This is a genomic window from Acidithiobacillus ferriphilus, from assembly GCF_028215975.1.
GTDB classification, from domain to species: domain Bacteria; phylum Pseudomonadota; class Gammaproteobacteria; order Acidithiobacillales; family Acidithiobacillaceae; genus Acidithiobacillus; species Acidithiobacillus ferriphilus.
Genome location: NZ_CP116458.1, coordinates 272680 through 288574 on the forward strand (window position 1 = coordinate 272680; position 15895 = coordinate 288574).

Here is a 15895-nt window from a genome sequence, read left to right on the forward strand (position 1 = left end):
ATGATCATCAAGATTGGGCGACGCTGTGCTGTCAGCGCAACTGCTCCAGCCACGGGCGGTAGATTGCCGTGGCGCTGCCCAGCAACTCTTCACATCGGTGCTCCAGATGGTCGTGAATAGTCCTGCTGCGTTGTACGCCTGCACCAGTTTGCTGCAGGTCATCCGCCATGCTTTTCGTCCAGGCTTGCACCATGGTGGGGGTGACTTCCGGATGGCCCTGAAGTGCCAGACAGTGTTTACCAATAGCGAAGGCCTGCTGGGTACAAAAGTCGCTGGAGAGCAGTGGTACCGCACCGGATGGTAGGGAAAAAGTTTCGCCATGCCAGTGAAAGAGTGTAAACGAGTCGGGAAGCCCTGCTAACCAGTCGCTGCTCATTGCTTCCAGGGTTTTGGTGACCGGCCACCAGCCGATTTCCGGGCCATCCGGGTTAGGGGTTACTTGGCCGCCCAGCGCACGGGCAATCAGTTGCCCGCCGAGGCAGTGTCCCAGAACGGGGAGTTCTTCGCCAACTGCCTGGCGGATAATTTGTTGCTCGGAGAGTAGCCACGGGTACCGGCCCGTATCGTGGACGCTCATGGGTCCGCCCATGATGATTAAGGCGCCATAGCCAAGCAGATGATCGGGAACCGGCACGCCCAGATCAAGGCGATGCACTTCCGTTTGGTGCCCCTGTGCCGCAAGAATATGTTGCAGGCTACCCAGCCCTTCTTCCGGATGGTGTTGCAGAACGAGAATTTTCGTCATGTTGCAGGCTGTTCCGCAGCGGTGTGTTGTAGCCAGTATGTGGCAAAATCTGATGCCGGCATGGGCATGGCGATGCCATATCCCTGTCCTCGGTCCGCCCGCATCTGGCGCAGGAGTTCGGCGCTCTCCATGTTCTCGATGCCTTCGGCGGTGACGGTTACGCCAAGCGCATGGGCCATCTGGATCATGGCCTGAATCATCCGTTGGTGACGTTGACTCCCGGTCATGGGGATGACGAAGCTGTGGTCGATTTTGATTTGGTTGCAGCCGAGTTCAAGCAGGTATTGCAGTGCGGCGGGCCCGGTTCCAAAGTCGTCGAGGGCGAAGCGCACACCAAGGCTCTGGCAGTCACTGATCAGTCTGGTGGTTTTGGCAATATCGCGCAGGGCGATGCGTTCAACCAGTTCCAGGCAGATGCGCTCTGTGGGCAGAGCGGGGCAGCCCGCCAGTGCGCGACGTAAGTCGTCGCAGAGACGATGATTTTCTACCTGGCGAGCAGCGAGGTTGATCTGGATGTCTGGGAGTATGCCCTGCTTGGCCCAGGCCTCGCCGTGTTGGCAAGCGTTATGGATAACCCACGCCCCAATGCGCTGCATGACCGTAGAGTTCTCCGCGACGTCCAGAAAACTGTCGGGCAGGAGCAGACCGCGCTCAGGGTGCTGCCAGCGGATCAATGCTTCTGCAGCAACGCAAAGACCGCTCTGCATGTCGATGATAGGCTGCCAGTAGAGGACAAACTCCTGTTTTGACAGTGCGCGTTCCAGTTCACCGCGCAGGTGTTGGGCGGAGCGCCGACGGTCATCATCTGCATGATCGTAATAGCTCCAGCAATTCCCACCCGACGCCTTGGCACGATAGACCGCCTGGTCCGCATGGTGGATAAGCTCAACGGGATCGACGTTATCATGCGGATAAGTGGTGACGCCAGCGCTGACGGTTATACCAACCTGCTGATTATCCACCCCGATGCGAATGTTGAGCGCCAGCAGAATGCGCTGGAGTACATCTTCCAGATCGCGCGGGCTGTGCAGTTTTTCCAGCAGCAGTATGAACTCGTCACTGGCCAGGCGGACGATGGTATCACTGGCACGCAGCACATCATGCAGGCGGGTCACAATTTCCCGCAGCAGACGATCCCCCGCTCTGTGCCCTAAGCTGTCATTCACTTCCTTGAAGCCATCAATATCCAATAAAACAATGGCGAGGATGCGTTGATCACGCAGCGCGCGGGCACAGGCGATGTTTAGGCGCTCTTCGAGTTGGTAGCGATTGGGTATGCCGGTGAGGATATCCCGAGTGGCAATCTGTTCCAGGTGCAGCTCAATACCCATCCGGTACCACGCGGCGCCTAGCATATCGGCCAATAATTGTGCCAAGTGCAAAGTGCTTTCAGCGAGCTCCGCGGGCGCTGGGCGGAACCAGGCAACAGCCAGGATGCCACTGGCACCCTGGGGGCCGTGGACGGGGAGGGCGAGGCTTGCCTGTAACCCAGTAGCTACATACTCCGGCATGGCGTGGGCGCTATGTGGATAATCCGGCACATAAATGGCGCGGTCCGTCCGTAGTGCGGCACCGCTGTTTCCGCGGTCGTCTGGAAAAACGTGCTTCGACAGGTCTGAATAGCTCGTGGGTAGGCCATGAAAAAACAGGTAACGCAGGTTATGATCTTCGTGGACGATGAAGGCGGCGCCATCGGCCTCCATCAGGTCTGCAGCTAGCCTAGCCGTTTCCTCGAAAAATGTACTGAATTCGTAGACGCGCACCAGATGTTGTAATCGGTTCAGAACAGAATCGGGAATCATCTTAGGTCCTCTGCGGTTCTACAACAGCAGGGTTAAGCCATCAACTAATCCGTACCAACCGGCGGGTAGTGAGTCGTTGGCCCGACCGTGTCGGGGCCATCCCATGCGGGTTTATTCGGCACCAGATTCTCAATGGGCGCACCCATGACCCCCGGAATGGGATCCTCCTTATGTATGGCGTAGTCACCGACCTCTAAATCAGCGTCACCCATGCGCAGAGGGATGAACACCCCTATCAGTTTCAGAATGACGAACGTCATAACGAGGTTATATCCCACGATTACCACGAGGGCAATCAATTGATGCCAAAGTTGCGAGAATCCACCGCCATAGAGTAACCCATCTACGGATATGTCCGATGTTTTGCCCGCTCCGTAGTACAGGACCATGCGTGGATCGCCGAGAAGACCCACCATCAATCCACCTACGGCACCGGCAACGGCGTGGGTGTGTAATACGCCAAGTGTATCGTCAACCTTACTCAGCCATGTTTTTGGTCCTATCTTGTTCATGGTAATCCAGGGAACCATACCGGCGGTTACGCCAAGAATCAGTGCACCCCAACCATTCAGGAAACCCGCAGCCGGTGTGATAGCGACCAATCCGCAAATCATGCCATTGATGGCCCCCACCATAGACGCTCTGCCGAGAAACGCCATGTCCATGAACAGCCAGGTCAGCAATGCCGCCGCCGTGGCGAGATTGGTATTGATCACGGCAGCGGCCATGTCCTGATTGGCGAAGTAAGGATCGCCGCCGTTAAATCCATTCCAGCCAAGCCACAAAAGACCGGCTCCCGCCATGGCCATAATGAGGTTGTTCGGAGGGAAATCCACCCGGTCTGCAAAAAGTCGCGGTCCAATCATCGCCGCCGCTACGAATCCTGAAATACCCGCAGCGACGTGAATGACGTAACCTCCGGAGTAATCAACGGCTCCGAGTTGCGCTAACCAGCCACCACCCCAGAGCATGAAGGCGCCCACTGAATAAACGAGCGCGGACCATATAGGTACAAAAATAATCCATGCTTTGAAGTTCATTCGTCCAAGAACGCCGCCAGCAAGCAGAATTGGGGTGATGGCGGCGAATACAAATTGAAAGTAAATCAATGCGGATTGTGGAAAGGCAAAGGCAGGCATGATGCCATTCAATAGTGGGATGTTGGCTTGGCCGATGCTGTCGATGGCGGACATGACGGGGCGGGGCCAACCAAATAGTCCCGAAAGTATTCCGGGGCCCAGGTGCACAGGACTGCCGAAAGCGATGCTAAACCCACAGAGCATCCACGTAATCAGAACGGCAGCAAAAGCGTAAAAGACCATCATTGCGGAATTGAGCGCCCATTTCTTCTTGACGATACCGCCATAAAGAATGGCCAACCCCGGAACGCTCTGTAACCCCACGAGTGTGGCTGCAGTTATCTGCCACGCAGTATCGCCAGGACTCAAATAAGATGGATGTTCTAGATACATGATGGTCTCCGCTAAGTTTTATTGATCCCTAGAAAAAATGATGGTGTTATGACTGTGAAAATTTGTTATTAATGTTACCCACTATCCCACATATTTTTTGTACACCGCGGTCAACATGTTTATCTCTTCGGATGCTGGCTCTCGCCAGCCACGAATGCCAAGCCCTCTGAGTATCTCTTGGCCTTTTGTTTCATCTTGTAGAGAAATGAAGAGGTTGATGACCGCCGTAGCATCTGATCTCCGGTGCGAGGACAAGCATAATGCATGATAAGCAAAGTCCGTTTGGCTCTCATCCATGACTTTCAACTCATCTTTGGTTATGGGTGAAAGTCCGTAAAAGGTTTGCCGTGGTAAAATGGCAATGTCACCCATGCTTCGTAATAACATCTGCACGGACTTGATATCATTACCGACAAACAAGTAGTTGGCACTGTCCGATGAAAAGCCTGATTCATCCATGAGCAATCTACCCAGCAAGTAGGCGTAGCTGTCCATTCTGTCGGTAATGACTTTGGGGCGAGAGAACTGACTAAATGTGGTTCTCTCGTCATTTTTTCGGCAAATGACGACTGCCTCTTCGGGGTTTGCGCAAGGTACAAGTAATGGTGAAAAACCCATTTGAATGAGTTCGCATACAGCAAAAGGTGAGGCAAACACTATGTCCGCAGAGTCTGATGGAGCCGTGTCGCCCTGTTCCAGCGCGCCGAAATGGGGCTCTAGTCGTATAGAGCGTCCCCATTTTTTCTGAAGATGGGTATTGAGAAAGTACCATCCTTCTAACTGAGTACGCTCCTGCAGACTCACGGAAAATCGCCAATGATCGTTCAGCGATGGAGTTTTTGGTGACGGACTGTTTTGCATGGACGAAGCGGTAGTTGCGGTATTTAATGTTACATGAGCAACCTCGGGTGCGGCTGCATGATTTGTCAGGTATTGATTCAATCCGGTCATTTTAAACAGCATCGCCGTCATGCGATTCATCCCCTCGACCGCGATGGGTAGTCTGTTACCGTGAAGTTGTTTCAAGATGTTGAGGAGAATAGCTAAACCCATGGAGTTGACGCGTGAAACTTCAGTGAAATCCAGAATGGCCGACTTGTTTATGGCAAGCAGGGAGTCCATGTGTGATTTAGCGGCGGCGTCAATGACGCCGCGCAGACGGTAAATGGCCGGCTCATCGGCCGAGCTTTGAGTGATGATTTCAAAGGTAGTCATGAATTTACCTCGCAAATGTCACTGTGATAAAGAAATTGGAATGCGGAATAGTGATCTTCGTGCGGTGGATGATTCAGATCGAAGAATAACGTCGCGCGCGTTTCGCGCCCGGGGAAAACACGAATTTGCATATAGTCAGAAAAACGCCACAACAAATATAATCCACCGCCTCCCTGATTGGCGATGAGTCCATGACCTTGAATGTGTGCGCCCAGGCGTTGTAATAATATTGATGGTGTCAATGTGCCCCAGTTGTCTCTCATTTGAATGGCGAGAATATTGTTTCGACGACCCATATGTAGACTGATATGTTCATCTTCGTTAAGTATACGATCTACGCCTTTTGAATGAATGGCTTGTCCTCGTGCATCTCGTGGTGCGGCATAAAGTGCATTTTCGAGGAGCTCATCGGCGACGAGTGTGCAAACATCGATCCAGTCATCGCGCACGTCAGTCTCTGCCAGCCAGGACGCCAAGGACGCAATAACCCCCAGTTTATCTGTCGAAGTGGTGATAGGTAATTGGAGAGGAGTATCAATATGGAGATAGAGTGACAACTCGTTGTCGATTTCCTTGTGGGCATTCAGGAGATTGTCCCAGCCCATTTCTTGCAGGAATGGGTTTCCTGGAATTAGTATCCGACGTATTCCATCCTGACTCATCCGTGGAAGCAGATTTTGCCATTCATGTTCGGCAAATAGTACGATATGTTGGCGTGACAGGCGCGGGGAAATGGTCTTATTGGCGTAGTAATCCTGAGATATTCTGATGAGTTCCAGTGGTTGTTCTGAACGCCATTCAGACACTGCGGGATAACGCTCGTTATGGTGCACAACGATGATGCTTAAATCATCATCAAAAGTATCCCGTTCACAGAATGTAATTAGTCTGGCGATTAGTGCGTCACGCAATTGCTTGTCATCTAAGGTAGAAAATTCTTCGAGTGCTTGTTCCAATCGTTCATAGCCAAATGGCGTTCCATCCGGTGCGTTTTCTTCAACCCATCCATCACTGATGAGGATCAGTCGACTTCCTAACGGCATGTCCCATTCGTTTGTGGAGATGTCGGGATTTAATTCCTGGCCTAGTGGAAGGCCACCAATTTCAAGCATTTCCCACTGCCCATCCGGTTTTTGGAGATAGGGAAATTGCTGCCCCGCATTGGCGAGGTACAGAATGCCATGGCGAAAATCTACGGCCGCGCAGATCATGGTCATTAGACGCAATCCCTGTGCGGTATTAAGAATGGCATTGTTGAGCTGCCTAAGCACTTGATCTGGACGCCCAATACCATCAGCCCGTAATTGGTTGATAACTGTTTTTGCGACAGCCACGATGCTCCCGGCCGCGAGACCATGTCCGCTCACATCCCCGAGTACCAGCACGGATGTTTCTTTGGTTGTATAGCAATCCAGATAGTCACCGCCTACTTCCGAGCTGGTGATACTGGCGGCGATACCGGACAGGCCTGGCAGTGCGATCTGCTCTGGGCCGAGAAAAGCCGTATGTAATTCGGCAGCTTGTTGTGCCTCGTCTTGTAGGCGATCACTCAATGACTGCGCTTTGAGCAGGGCAACTTGTTGTGCATGTTCGGCGGCTGCCCGTTCGGTGACATTCACGCCCATGGCAACCCGCAAGAGTTCCTCGCCAGTAACATCGCGTACCGGCGTCACAGTCCACGCCATGATCAGTTGGGCACCGGCGGAATTGAGTATGGGGAGTTCCAGAATCTGCTCTGGATTGCCCTCATTTAGTAGCGTTAGCATGGTTGCGTGATCTTGCGGAAGAAATAGACGATCCAGTAAGTGGTGACCGACTATTTGTGTGCGAGGCCATTGCAAAAGCGTTTGAAAATAATGATTAACGAGAACGACGTTGTTTTCTGCATCGATCACCAGGATGATTACCCGTGAAGTATTAATGACATCCTCATTGAACTCACCGGCACGGGCTAGGGCAAGCGCACGCTCTCGGCTTTGTTTGCCGATGGGTTGTAAAATGCCGAACCAAACATATATCAGTGATAAAAAAATGAGAGTTCCGCCTCCTGATAGGAACCATTGAGCATAGCTGAAGTACTGTTTTTCGATTTCTTGATAATGGTGCGCGGCTGCTTTCAGTTGTTCACGTATTAGTGGAATATTTCCATTGTTGCCATGTAATAGATTGGATAAAGCAGTATTTAATGGCTGATTGTATGCTATTTTCTTTTCAAAATTTGATAGATACTGGCCGCTACTGTTAGTTCTTGAGTTTGCTGTCTGGTCGGCAAGCTCCTGAAGAGCTTGTGTTGCTGAACGTTGACCCCCTTCAATTTTGGTGAGCGCCCCCAAGTAGTGCTCATACTGGTGAAATGAGGTCGCGGATCGCGCGTGGAAGGCTAATGACTCCCACGTGCCGATCCCGGTCATGATGAGTAAAAATGCGGGAATCGATAGTGCGATGAAGTATCTGCTGCGTACATCTTCTACCGCTTCTATGTTGGTTCGGTAGAATGCACCAACAGGAACACGTTCGGAGAGCTTTACGTTTTCCATATGATCCTCAGTAAAACGAGACGCTTGTTGTTGGGCTGGGGACAGGTTTTCTCTGGGATATAAAAGTCATCAATACATGGTATTATGTGTTAACTTATGGCGTGCATTTCTCCAGATAAGGAGGCCATGTTAGTCCTGATGCCTAGCCTTATAATGTTATTTAGAGCAATTCGACAAGGTGTCAATGTGTGAAAGAAAGATAATATCCGTATGGATTCTGTAACCTATTTATTCTATTTGTTGTGATTGCGTGGCTGATATAAAACGCTACGCGTTAAAATATTTATAGTTTATTAAGTGAATAATTAAGGGAAAAAACACGGCGGGTAACCGCCGTGTGTAAGGAGGTTGAAGTGTGAGTGGAGTTCAGTCCCCAGCCACTGGTCGACGTTCACCATCACCATAGAAGGCGTAGGCTTCCTCGCCGTGGATCGCATCATCGCCGATCAGCAGTTCTTCTTCGGACATACGTAGTGGCACGATCAGGCTGATGAGCTTGAGCAGAATGTACGTCACTACGATATTCAGCACGATGATGAACGCTGCACCGATGAGTTGTAGCCAGACCTGATGCCAGTTCCCCTCGATAGCGCCGCCCGGCGTGCTCAAGGCGAAAGCTGCACAACCCGCCTTGGTCGCCAGTAAACCGGTCATGACACCACCGAGTAAACCCGCCACCGCATGGGTGTGAAAGACACCCAGAGTGTCATCCACTTTGCGGAAAAGTGCGGTTTTGCCGAGCAGGTTCATACTGAGCCAGGGGATAATGCCTGAGGCGATGCCGATGGCGATCGCACCGTAACCATCGACTACGCCGGCGGCCGGGGTGATAGCCACCAACCCGGTGATCATGCCCTGTACGGCACCGATGACGGATGGCTTCTTGAAGTAGAAGATATCCATGATGGTCCACATAATGACGCTGACCGCTGTGGCGATGTTGGTGTTCAGAACCGCGGCACCCGCATCACGACTCGCGGCGTAAGGATCACCACCGTTGAAGCCGTTCCAGCCGAGCCAGAGAATGCCGGCGCCGACCAGCATCAGCAATACGTTGTTGGGCTGAAAGTTTTCCCGGTCACGCGCCAGACGGGGGCCAATGACCGCTGCACCGATAAAGCCCGCGACACCGGCAGAGAGATGAATGACATAACCACCGGAATAGTCGATGACTCCGAGGCTCGAGAGGAAGCCACCACCCCAGAGACTGAAGGCGCCGATAGTGTAGGAGAAGGTCAACCACAAGGGCACGAAAATCATCCATGCCTTGAAACTCATGCGCCCGAGGAATGCGCCGGCCATGATTATCAAGGTAATGGCGGCAAAAACGAACTGAAAATACACCATGGTAGACATGGGAAAAGCGGCGCTGGTGTTTGATGCCGGAATGAGCGCCTGTTTGAGTTCATCTTGCATGCTGATGATAGGATGTGGCGTACCGACGAAAGGGAACCATTGATTACCGAAGCCCATGTTATAAGCCCAGAGAACCCAGGCAATCAAAACGGCAGCGAAGGCGTAAAAAGCCATAAAAGCGGAGTTGACAGCCCACTTCTTCTTAACGATGCCCGCGTACAGGACGACGAGGCCGGGGACACTTTGCAAGCCAACGACAGTTGCTGCGGTAAGCTGCCACGCATTGTCACCGGTATTAAGCCAAGCTACTGACATGAAGAAATTCCTCCCTATAAGGATTTTGGAGCGGTTGTAAAACGGTTATAAGTGATTACAGCGCATCATTACCGGATTCGCCGGTGCGGATACGAATGGCCTCCAAGACTTCGGAGACAAAGATTTTACCGTCACCAATCTTGCCGGTGCGGGCACCTTTTTCGATGGCTTCAATGGCTTGGTCGACGGCATCATCGCTGATTACCGCCTCGATTTTGACCTTGGGGAGAAAATCCACCACGTATTCAGCGCCGCGGTAGAGTTCGGTATGACCTTTCTGGCGCCCGAAGCCTTTGACCTCGGTAACCGTGAGGCCCTGGATCCCTACCGCCGATAGCGCCTCACGGACATCATCGAGTTTGAAGGGTTTAACAATGGCAGTAATCAATTTCATAGCGACACACCTCTCGTACAGGATTGGAACATCCCGGGGGCAGCAGCCCACGGGGGTTAGGACATGAAGCCGGTTTCGAGCATGCTGCGGAATCGGGTTTGGGCAAGGCCGTCGGTGCCCGAGAAACCCGTATCGCTTGGCATGGTGGCAGCGACATCAGGTAACTCAGCACGGGGAAAAGCCGTCGTTTTGGTACGTCGGTGTCACGGTCAGCGACCAGGCATGGGAGCGGGGACCGAAGCCGATGAGGTTGGCCGCATTCCCCTGGTTCCAGAGCAAGCCGCGCTCGATATTCCAGCTCTGATAGCTATTGGAGAAATAGCTGGAGTCCAGAGCCATGACGTTATACGCCCCTGCCTGCGGATAAAACTGCACGAGCCCGGTCTCAATCATCATGGGCAGTGCCGCAAACATCGCCAGCGAGATGATCTTATAACGATAACCGTTTTTTAACGTGTTCACGTTTGTCGCTCCCCGTTGTATGACATCCCAGGGAGCTCCAAGCAAACTTGATGCCAATTTTTAACGATTTAAAAATCAATAGGGTTGGTAAAAAAGGCGAGGTGCCAAACAGGATGGCGCACCATTATGGTGTGCCATGCACTATTATGGTGCGATATGCTGGGATTGCGGAATAACAACCTTCAGGATGTGAATGGTTCCCTCAGGGAAAGGTCTTCCATATCCAGGTGAACATCATATCCCCAAAGGCTATGCACAAAGCTGAGGGTTCTCTGTGCCTCATCCTGGGCGAGGGGTTGGTTATCCATCTGCCGCAAACGTAGATGGCGATCGCCCCAGCGATCCACGGACACGATCTGGATGTCCGGCGGGCGGGTGCTTTCGGCGATTTGTTGGGCTAAGGTCTGGCGCAGATACTGGTAGCCGTGATCATCATGGATGGCGCTCACCTGGTATGTCGTAGCGCTGGGGTCGTTGCTCAGGGCAAAGAGATGCAGGTCACGCATGACCTTGGGTGAGAGATATTGCAGGACAAAGCTCTCATCGCGGAATTCGCGCATGGCGAAGTGGATATGCTTGCGCCAGTCCGGGTCCCCAGCAAAGGGGAACCAGCGATGGTCTTCGTCCGTGGGTGCGAGACATATCCGTTTGATGTCCTGGAACATGGCGAAACCGAGGGCATAGGGGTTGATGCCGCTGTAGCGCGGATCATCAAAGTCCGGCTGGAAGGTGACGGCGGTGTGGCTGGCGTAAAATTCCAGCAAAGTACCGTCGGTAATCAGTCCCCTGGCATGCAGACTGTGCAGAATATGGTAATGCACGAAGCAGGCGAAGCCTTCGTTCATGATCTTGGTTTGCCCCTGCGGGTAGAGATATTGGGCGATTTTGCGCACGATGCGCAGGATTTCCCGCTTCCAACCCTCCAGGTGCGGGGCGTTCTTTTCGATGAAGTAGAGTAGGTTTTCCTGGGGGGATGGCGGAAATACGGTGGGATCAGCGGGCTGGTCGACGCTACGCGGGGGCAGGGTGCGCCATATTTCGGAGAGCTGCTGCTGCAGATAGTGTTCGCGCTCTTCGCGTCGTTGTTCTTCCGCGCGCGCCGAAAGCTGGCGCGGGCGGCGGGCGCGATCCACGCCGTTGCGACTGATGGCGTGGGCGGCGTCCAGTACGTCGGTCACCGCGTCGATGCCGTAGCGTTCTTCGCAGTGGGCGATGTAGCGCTGGGCGAATTCCAGGTAGTCGAGAATACCTTCGGCATCGGTCCACTGCTGAAAGAAGACATTGTTTTTGAAGAAGGCGTTATGCCCGTAGGCGGCATGGGCGATGACCAGGGTCTGCATGGTCATGGTGTTTTCTTCCATGAGGTAGCTGATGCAGGGGTTGCTGTTGATCACCAGTTCATAGGCCAGACCCATCTCGCCGCGCCGATATTGCCCGGATTCGATGGCACGCTGTTTGCCGAAGGACCAGTGGGCATAATAGACTGGTAGACCGATGGAGGCGTAGGCATCGAGCATCTGCTCGGCGCTGATGATTTCCAACTGATTGGGGTAGGTGTCGAGTTGGAGTTCTTCGGCGGCGATGGCCGCGATGGCTTCGGTGACGGCGTCAATCCGCGCGAAGGTCCAGTCGTTGTCGGTGAAGAGGAATTTAGACATGGCTCGGCGTCTCCTCTGTGGCAAAGAGGGTACGGAAGAGCGGGTAGATATCCTCGCGCTCGCTGGCGCGGGCGGTGATCAGTTCCGGGAAATCCTGAGCAATGGCTTCGTATAGTTGCAGCAGATCGCTCTCACTGTCACGGTTGACCTCCAGATAGAAGAGGTTGCGCAAGCGCGGCAATAGACGCATAAGATGCTCTTCCACCACCGCATTGTCGGCAAAATAATTGTCGCCGTCAGATACCTGCGCCAGATAGACATTCCAGCGCTCTGGCGGGAACCGTTGCCGTATGATTTCCTCGGTCAGGGCGATGGCCGGTGAGACCAGCGTGCCGCCTCCCTCGCGGGCACCAAAAAAGGCCTGCTCGCTGCACTCCGAGGCGGTGCTGTGGTGCTTGATGAAGACGATCTGCACCGCCTGATAGTGGCGATGCACGAACAGGTACAGCAGCAGGAAGAAGCGCTTGGCCAGGTCCTTTTCCTTCTCGCCCATGCTGCCGGACACATCCATCACGCAGAACATCACCGCATTGGTGATGGGGTGGGGTTGCTGGTCGATGTGGGCAAAGCGCAGGTCCGCTTCGTCAATGAAGGGAATGGCTTTGATTTTGCGTTCCAGGGCGGCAATCTGACGATTCAGTTCGCTGAGGCGCTCCCGCTCCACGGAAACATCCTGCTTCTGGGCCAGGCGGCCATGAATTTCTTCTTGCAGTATGTCGCGGGCGTCCAGCAGGTCCTGCAATTCACGGCGCTTGCCGGCACGCAGGGCGAGACGACGGGCACGGGCGGCACGCATGGTACGCCCGACGTGCATGCGGGAGGGGCTGCCATCTTTAATGAAACCCGCCCGCCGCCATTGATCTGCCTGAATATCCCCCGGCACGGTCCTGAGCAGATTGGGTAAAGCCAGTCCGTCGAAGAGCAGATCGAGAAATTCGTCGGCGGAGAGGACGATGGCCACCTCGTCATTGCCGAGACCATCCGGTGAGCCCTCCCGGCCCTTCCCCGAGCCGCCGCCTTCGGGTTTGCTGATTTTGTCGCCGCGCTGATATTCCTTATTGCCGGGGAACACCCGTTCCCAGGAGGTGTCGCTGAGGTCGCGGCGAAAGCTGGGTTCATGAAGATCGCGGGTGGGGATGGAAATGGGCTGGTCGGCGTTGGCCAGATCTTCAATGGAGCCGGAGCGCGCCATCTTTTCGACGGCAACCTTGAGCCGGGCGCGAACACGCCTGTTCAGACGATTTTGGTTGGCCGTGGATCGGGTTCCGGAACTGCGCCGGTCGATAATCATGCTCATGGCAGACTCCTGGTCAGCGACACTTCGCCTTATATTATGACCTAAAATGGGGCGGATGGTTGCGGCGGACCTTTCCCATGGGCGGCCCGCCCGGATCACGGCTTACTCGTATACCTGCTCACCGTGCTGGGTAATATCCAGTCCCTCCCCTTCCTGCTCGTCTTTGACGCGCAGACCCAGGGTCCAGTCGATGACCTTGAGGATGATGAAGCGGACGATAATGAGCAGTTGTCCGGTATTCCCTTTCAGCGCACCCGCTGTACCGCCTATGGCATGGAACTAAGCAATAAGTGTGCAAGCATGGCTAACAATGGGGAAGCGTATGGATTATGGATCGCGACGCGGCGTCTGGAACGAGGGGTGCATCAGAATGGTGCGGCAGGTATGCCGCACCACGGCAATGATCGGGGCTGCTGTTAAAAATGCCCGCAGATGCGGGCAGGATATTGTGGTTGAGGGGCGTGTGGGCCGTTACTCTTTTCCGTGACGGCCTGGTGCTCCTTAATGATGCTTGCGATAACGCATATACCAGTCCACCAGCAGACGTACCTGCTTTTCGGTGTAGCCCTTCGAGGTCATCCGCGCGACGAAGTCCTGATGTTTGCGCTCATCGTCGGAGGAACTCTTCTTGCCGAAAGAGATTACCGGCAATAGATCTTCCGTATTGGCAAACATCTTCTTCTCAATGACCGCGCGCAGCTTCTCATAACTGGTCCAGGCCGGGCTGACGCCGTCGTTGGACGCCTTGACCCGCAGCACGAAGTTCACCACTTCGTTGCGGAAATCCTTGGGGTTGGCGATGCCCGCCGGTTTCTCGATCTTTTCCAGTTCTTCGTTGAGCAGGCTGCGGTCCATGAGCTGCCCGGTATCAGGGTCACGGAATTCCGTATCCTGCAGCCAGAAATCGGCATACTGGATGTAGCGGTCAAAGAGATTCTGGCCGTAATCGCCGTAACTCTCCAGATAGGCCTTCTGGATTTCCAGGCCGAGGAACTCGGCATAACGGGGGGCCAATTCGGTCTTCAGGAAGGCGAGATAGCGGGACTCCAGTTCCGCCGGGAACTGCTCGGCACGGACCTGTGTTTCCAACACATGCAGGAGATGCACCGGGTTGGCCGCCACCTCGTCGCTGTCGAAGTTGAAGGTACGGGACAGGATCTTGTAGGCGAAACGGGTGGAAATGCCGTCCATGCCCTCGTCCACACCGGCCGCGTCATGGTATTCCTGCAGACTTTTGGCCTTGGGGTCCTTATCCTTGAGGGATTTGCCGTCATAGACCTCCATCTTCGACCATAAGCTGCTGTTCCCCGGCTCTTTGAGGCGGCTAAGGACGGAGAAGCGCGCCAGCATGTCCATGGTATCGGGGGCGCAGGGGGCGGCGTTGAGGGCACTGCTTTCGAGGAGCTTGTGGTAGATTTGCGTCTCTTCCGTGACGCGCAGGCAATAGGGCACCTTGACGATGTAGACACGGTCGAGGAAAGCCTCGTTGCGCTTGTTGTTGCGGAAGGCGGACCACTCCGATTCATTGCTGTGGGCCAGGATGATGCCCTGGAAGGGCATGGCGCCAAAACCTTCGGTGCCATTGTAGGTGCCTTCCTGGGTTGCCGTCAGCAAGGGGTGGAGCATCTTGATGGGCGCCTTGAACATCTCGACAAACTCCAGCACACCCTGGGTGGCGACGTTGAGGCCGCCCGCATAGGAATAGGCGTCGGGATCGTCCTGGGAGAAGTCTTCCAGCTTGCGGATGTCCACCTTGCCGACGAGGCTGGAGATGTCCTGATTGTTCTCGTCGCCCGGCTCCACCTTGGTGATGCCGATCTGGTGCAACTGGGACGGCATCAGACGATGGACGGTGAATTTGCGGATGTCGCCGCCGAACTCGCGCAGCCGTTTGGCCGCCCAGGGGGACATTACGCCATTGAGGGCGCGGCGGGGGATGCCGAAGCGATCCTCCAGTACCTGACTATCTTCATCTCGATCGAAGAGCCCCAGCGGCGACTCGAAGAGCGGCGACACTTTGCCATGGGCGGCGAGGCAGTAGATGGGGTATTGCTCCATCAGACTCTTCAGACGTTCCGCCAGAGAGGACTTGGCCGCCCCCACCGGGCCGAGCAGATAGAGAATCTGCTTGCGTTCTTCCAGGCCCTGCGCCGCGTGCCGGAAATAGGCGACCAGGTTTTCTACGACATCTTCAATACCATAGAAGTCCTTGAAGGCGGGGTAGGTGAGCAGTTTACGGTTCATGAAAATACGTGACAGTCGGGGATCTGCCTGGGTATTCAGCACCTGCGGCTCGCCGATGGCTGCCAGCATCCGCTCGGCGGCAGTGGCATAAGCCATGGGCTCACGCGCGCAGAGATCGAGGTAGGCATCTATAGAGAGGACAACTTCCTGTTGCTGCAGGAAGCGTTCCTGGTAACGGTCGAATAACGCCATTTGCCACTCCTTGCGGCACTGCCGCGTTCACGTTGTTTAGACCTATTATAGGTCATAGGGTTCGCTGGCTGCGTAGCCCTCAAGTGCGCTATGAAGCAAGCATTTCCCGTGCCAGTCCGGCATGCGCAGCACCGACCACCGGGTGTTTTACGGTGAATGGGGCGGGCTGAACTGGCCGCAAACGTCGTGCGCCAGGATGGCGCACC

The 15895-nt window shown here is 54.5% G+C and carries 12 protein-coding genes; all 12 read right to left on the minus strand.

Annotated elements, in window-relative coordinates; translation table 11 throughout:
* Positions 1-31: 31 nt before the first annotated feature.
* The gene (locus tag PJU76_RS01310) at positions 32-745 is read right to left on the minus strand and encodes a type 1 glutamine amidotransferase (protein WP_271780154.1); all 714 of its coding nucleotides are present in this window, start codon (positions 743-745) and stop codon (positions 32-34) included.
* Complete coding sequence (locus PJU76_RS01315; RefSeq protein ID WP_271780155.1) at positions 742-2547, minus strand: putative bifunctional diguanylate cyclase/phosphodiesterase; 1806 nt, start codon at positions 2545-2547, stop codon at positions 742-744. Before PJU76_RS01315 ends, PJU76_RS01310 begins: the two co-directional genes overlap by 4 nt.
* A gap of 44 nt (positions 2548-2591) precedes the next feature.
* Positions 2592-4019 carry an ammonium transporter gene (locus PJU76_RS01320; RefSeq protein ID WP_271780156.1) on the minus strand — a complete coding sequence of 476 codons (1428 nt, stop codon included), beginning with the start codon at positions 4017-4019 and terminating at the stop codon, positions 2592-2594.
* 81 nt (positions 4020-4100) lie between these two features.
* The gene (locus tag PJU76_RS01325) at positions 4101-5234 is read right to left on the minus strand and encodes a PhnD/SsuA/transferrin family substrate-binding protein (protein ID WP_271780157.1); all 1134 of its coding nucleotides are present in this window, start codon (positions 5232-5234) and stop codon (positions 4101-4103) included.
* On the minus strand, positions 5231-7771 hold the full coding sequence (locus PJU76_RS01330; RefSeq protein ID WP_271780158.1) for a PP2C family protein-serine/threonine phosphatase: 2541 nt from the start codon (positions 7769-7771) through the stop codon (positions 5231-5233). Before PJU76_RS01330 ends, PJU76_RS01325 begins: the two co-directional genes overlap by 4 nt.
* Positions 7772-8137: 366 nt before the next feature.
* The gene (locus tag PJU76_RS01335) at positions 8138-9442 is read right to left on the minus strand and encodes an ammonium transporter (protein ID WP_271780159.1); all 1305 of its coding nucleotides are present in this window, start codon (positions 9440-9442) and stop codon (positions 8138-8140) included.
* 55 nt (positions 9443-9497) lie between these two features.
* A complete protein-coding gene (gene glnK, locus PJU76_RS01340; RefSeq protein ID WP_215849725.1) occupies positions 9498-9836 on the minus strand; it encodes a P-II family nitrogen regulator in 339 nt (112 codons plus the stop codon).
* Between the two features lie 165 nt (positions 9837-10001).
* Positions 10002-10298 carry a hypothetical protein gene (locus PJU76_RS01345; RefSeq protein ID WP_271780160.1) on the minus strand — a complete coding sequence of 99 codons (297 nt, stop codon included), beginning with the start codon at positions 10296-10298 and terminating at the stop codon, positions 10002-10004.
* Positions 10299-10480: 182 nt separating this feature from the next.
* Positions 10481-11956 (minus strand): SpoVR family protein, encoded by a 1476-nt coding sequence (locus PJU76_RS01350; protein ID WP_271780161.1) that lies wholly within the window; start codon positions 11954-11956, stop codon positions 10481-10483.
* Positions 11949-13253: a YeaH/YhbH family protein gene (locus tag PJU76_RS01355; RefSeq protein WP_271780162.1), complete on the minus strand. Its 1305-nt coding sequence runs from the start codon at positions 13251-13253 to the stop codon at positions 11949-11951. The genes PJU76_RS01350 and PJU76_RS01355 overlap by 8 nt, the downstream gene beginning before the upstream one ends.
* A gap of 102 nt (positions 13254-13355) precedes the next feature.
* Complete coding sequence (locus tag PJU76_RS13615; protein WP_334212490.1) at positions 13356-13523, minus strand: hypothetical protein; 168 nt, start codon at positions 13521-13523, stop codon at positions 13356-13358.
* A 231-nt stretch (positions 13524-13754) separates the two neighbouring features.
* Complete coding sequence (locus PJU76_RS01365; RefSeq protein ID WP_271780163.1) at positions 13755-15689, minus strand: PrkA family serine protein kinase; 1935 nt, start codon at positions 15687-15689, stop codon at positions 13755-13757.
* Between the last annotated feature and the right edge of the window lie 206 nt (positions 15690-15895).

Coding starts and splice junctions, on each gene's coding strand:
- PJU76_RS01320 (WP_271780156.1), bottom strand. CDS start 4,019: ATGTATCTAGAACATCCATCTTATTTGAGTCCTGGCGATACTGCGTGG.
- PJU76_RS01330 (WP_271780158.1), bottom strand. CDS start 7,771: ATGGAAAACGTAAAGCTCTCCGAACGTGTTCCTGTTGGTGCATTCTAC.
- PJU76_RS01335 (WP_271780159.1), bottom strand. CDS start 9,442: ATGTCAGTAGCTTGGCTTAATACCGGTGACAATGCGTGGCAGCTTACC.
- glnK (WP_215849725.1), bottom strand. CDS start 9,836: ATGAAATTGATTACTGCCATTGTTAAACCCTTCAAACTCGATGATGTC.
- PJU76_RS01365 (WP_271780163.1), bottom strand. CDS start 15,689: ATGGCGTTATTCGACCGTTACCAGGAACGCTTCCTGCAGCAACAGGAA.
- PJU76_RS01355 (WP_271780162.1), bottom strand. CDS start 13,253: ATGAGCATGATTATCGACCGGCGCAGTTCCGGAACCCGATCCACGGCC.
- PJU76_RS01310 (WP_271780154.1), bottom strand. CDS start 745: ATGACGAAAATTCTCGTTCTGCAACACCATCCGGAAGAAGGGCTGGGT.
- PJU76_RS01315 (WP_271780155.1), bottom strand. CDS start 2,547: ATGATTCCCGATTCTGTTCTGAACCGATTACAACATCTGGTGCGCGTC.
- PJU76_RS01350 (WP_271780161.1), bottom strand. CDS start 11,956: ATGTCTAAATTCCTCTTCACCGACAACGACTGGACCTTCGCGCGGATT.
- PJU76_RS01325 (WP_271780157.1), bottom strand. CDS start 5,234: ATGACTACCTTTGAAATCATCACTCAAAGCTCGGCCGATGAGCCGGCC.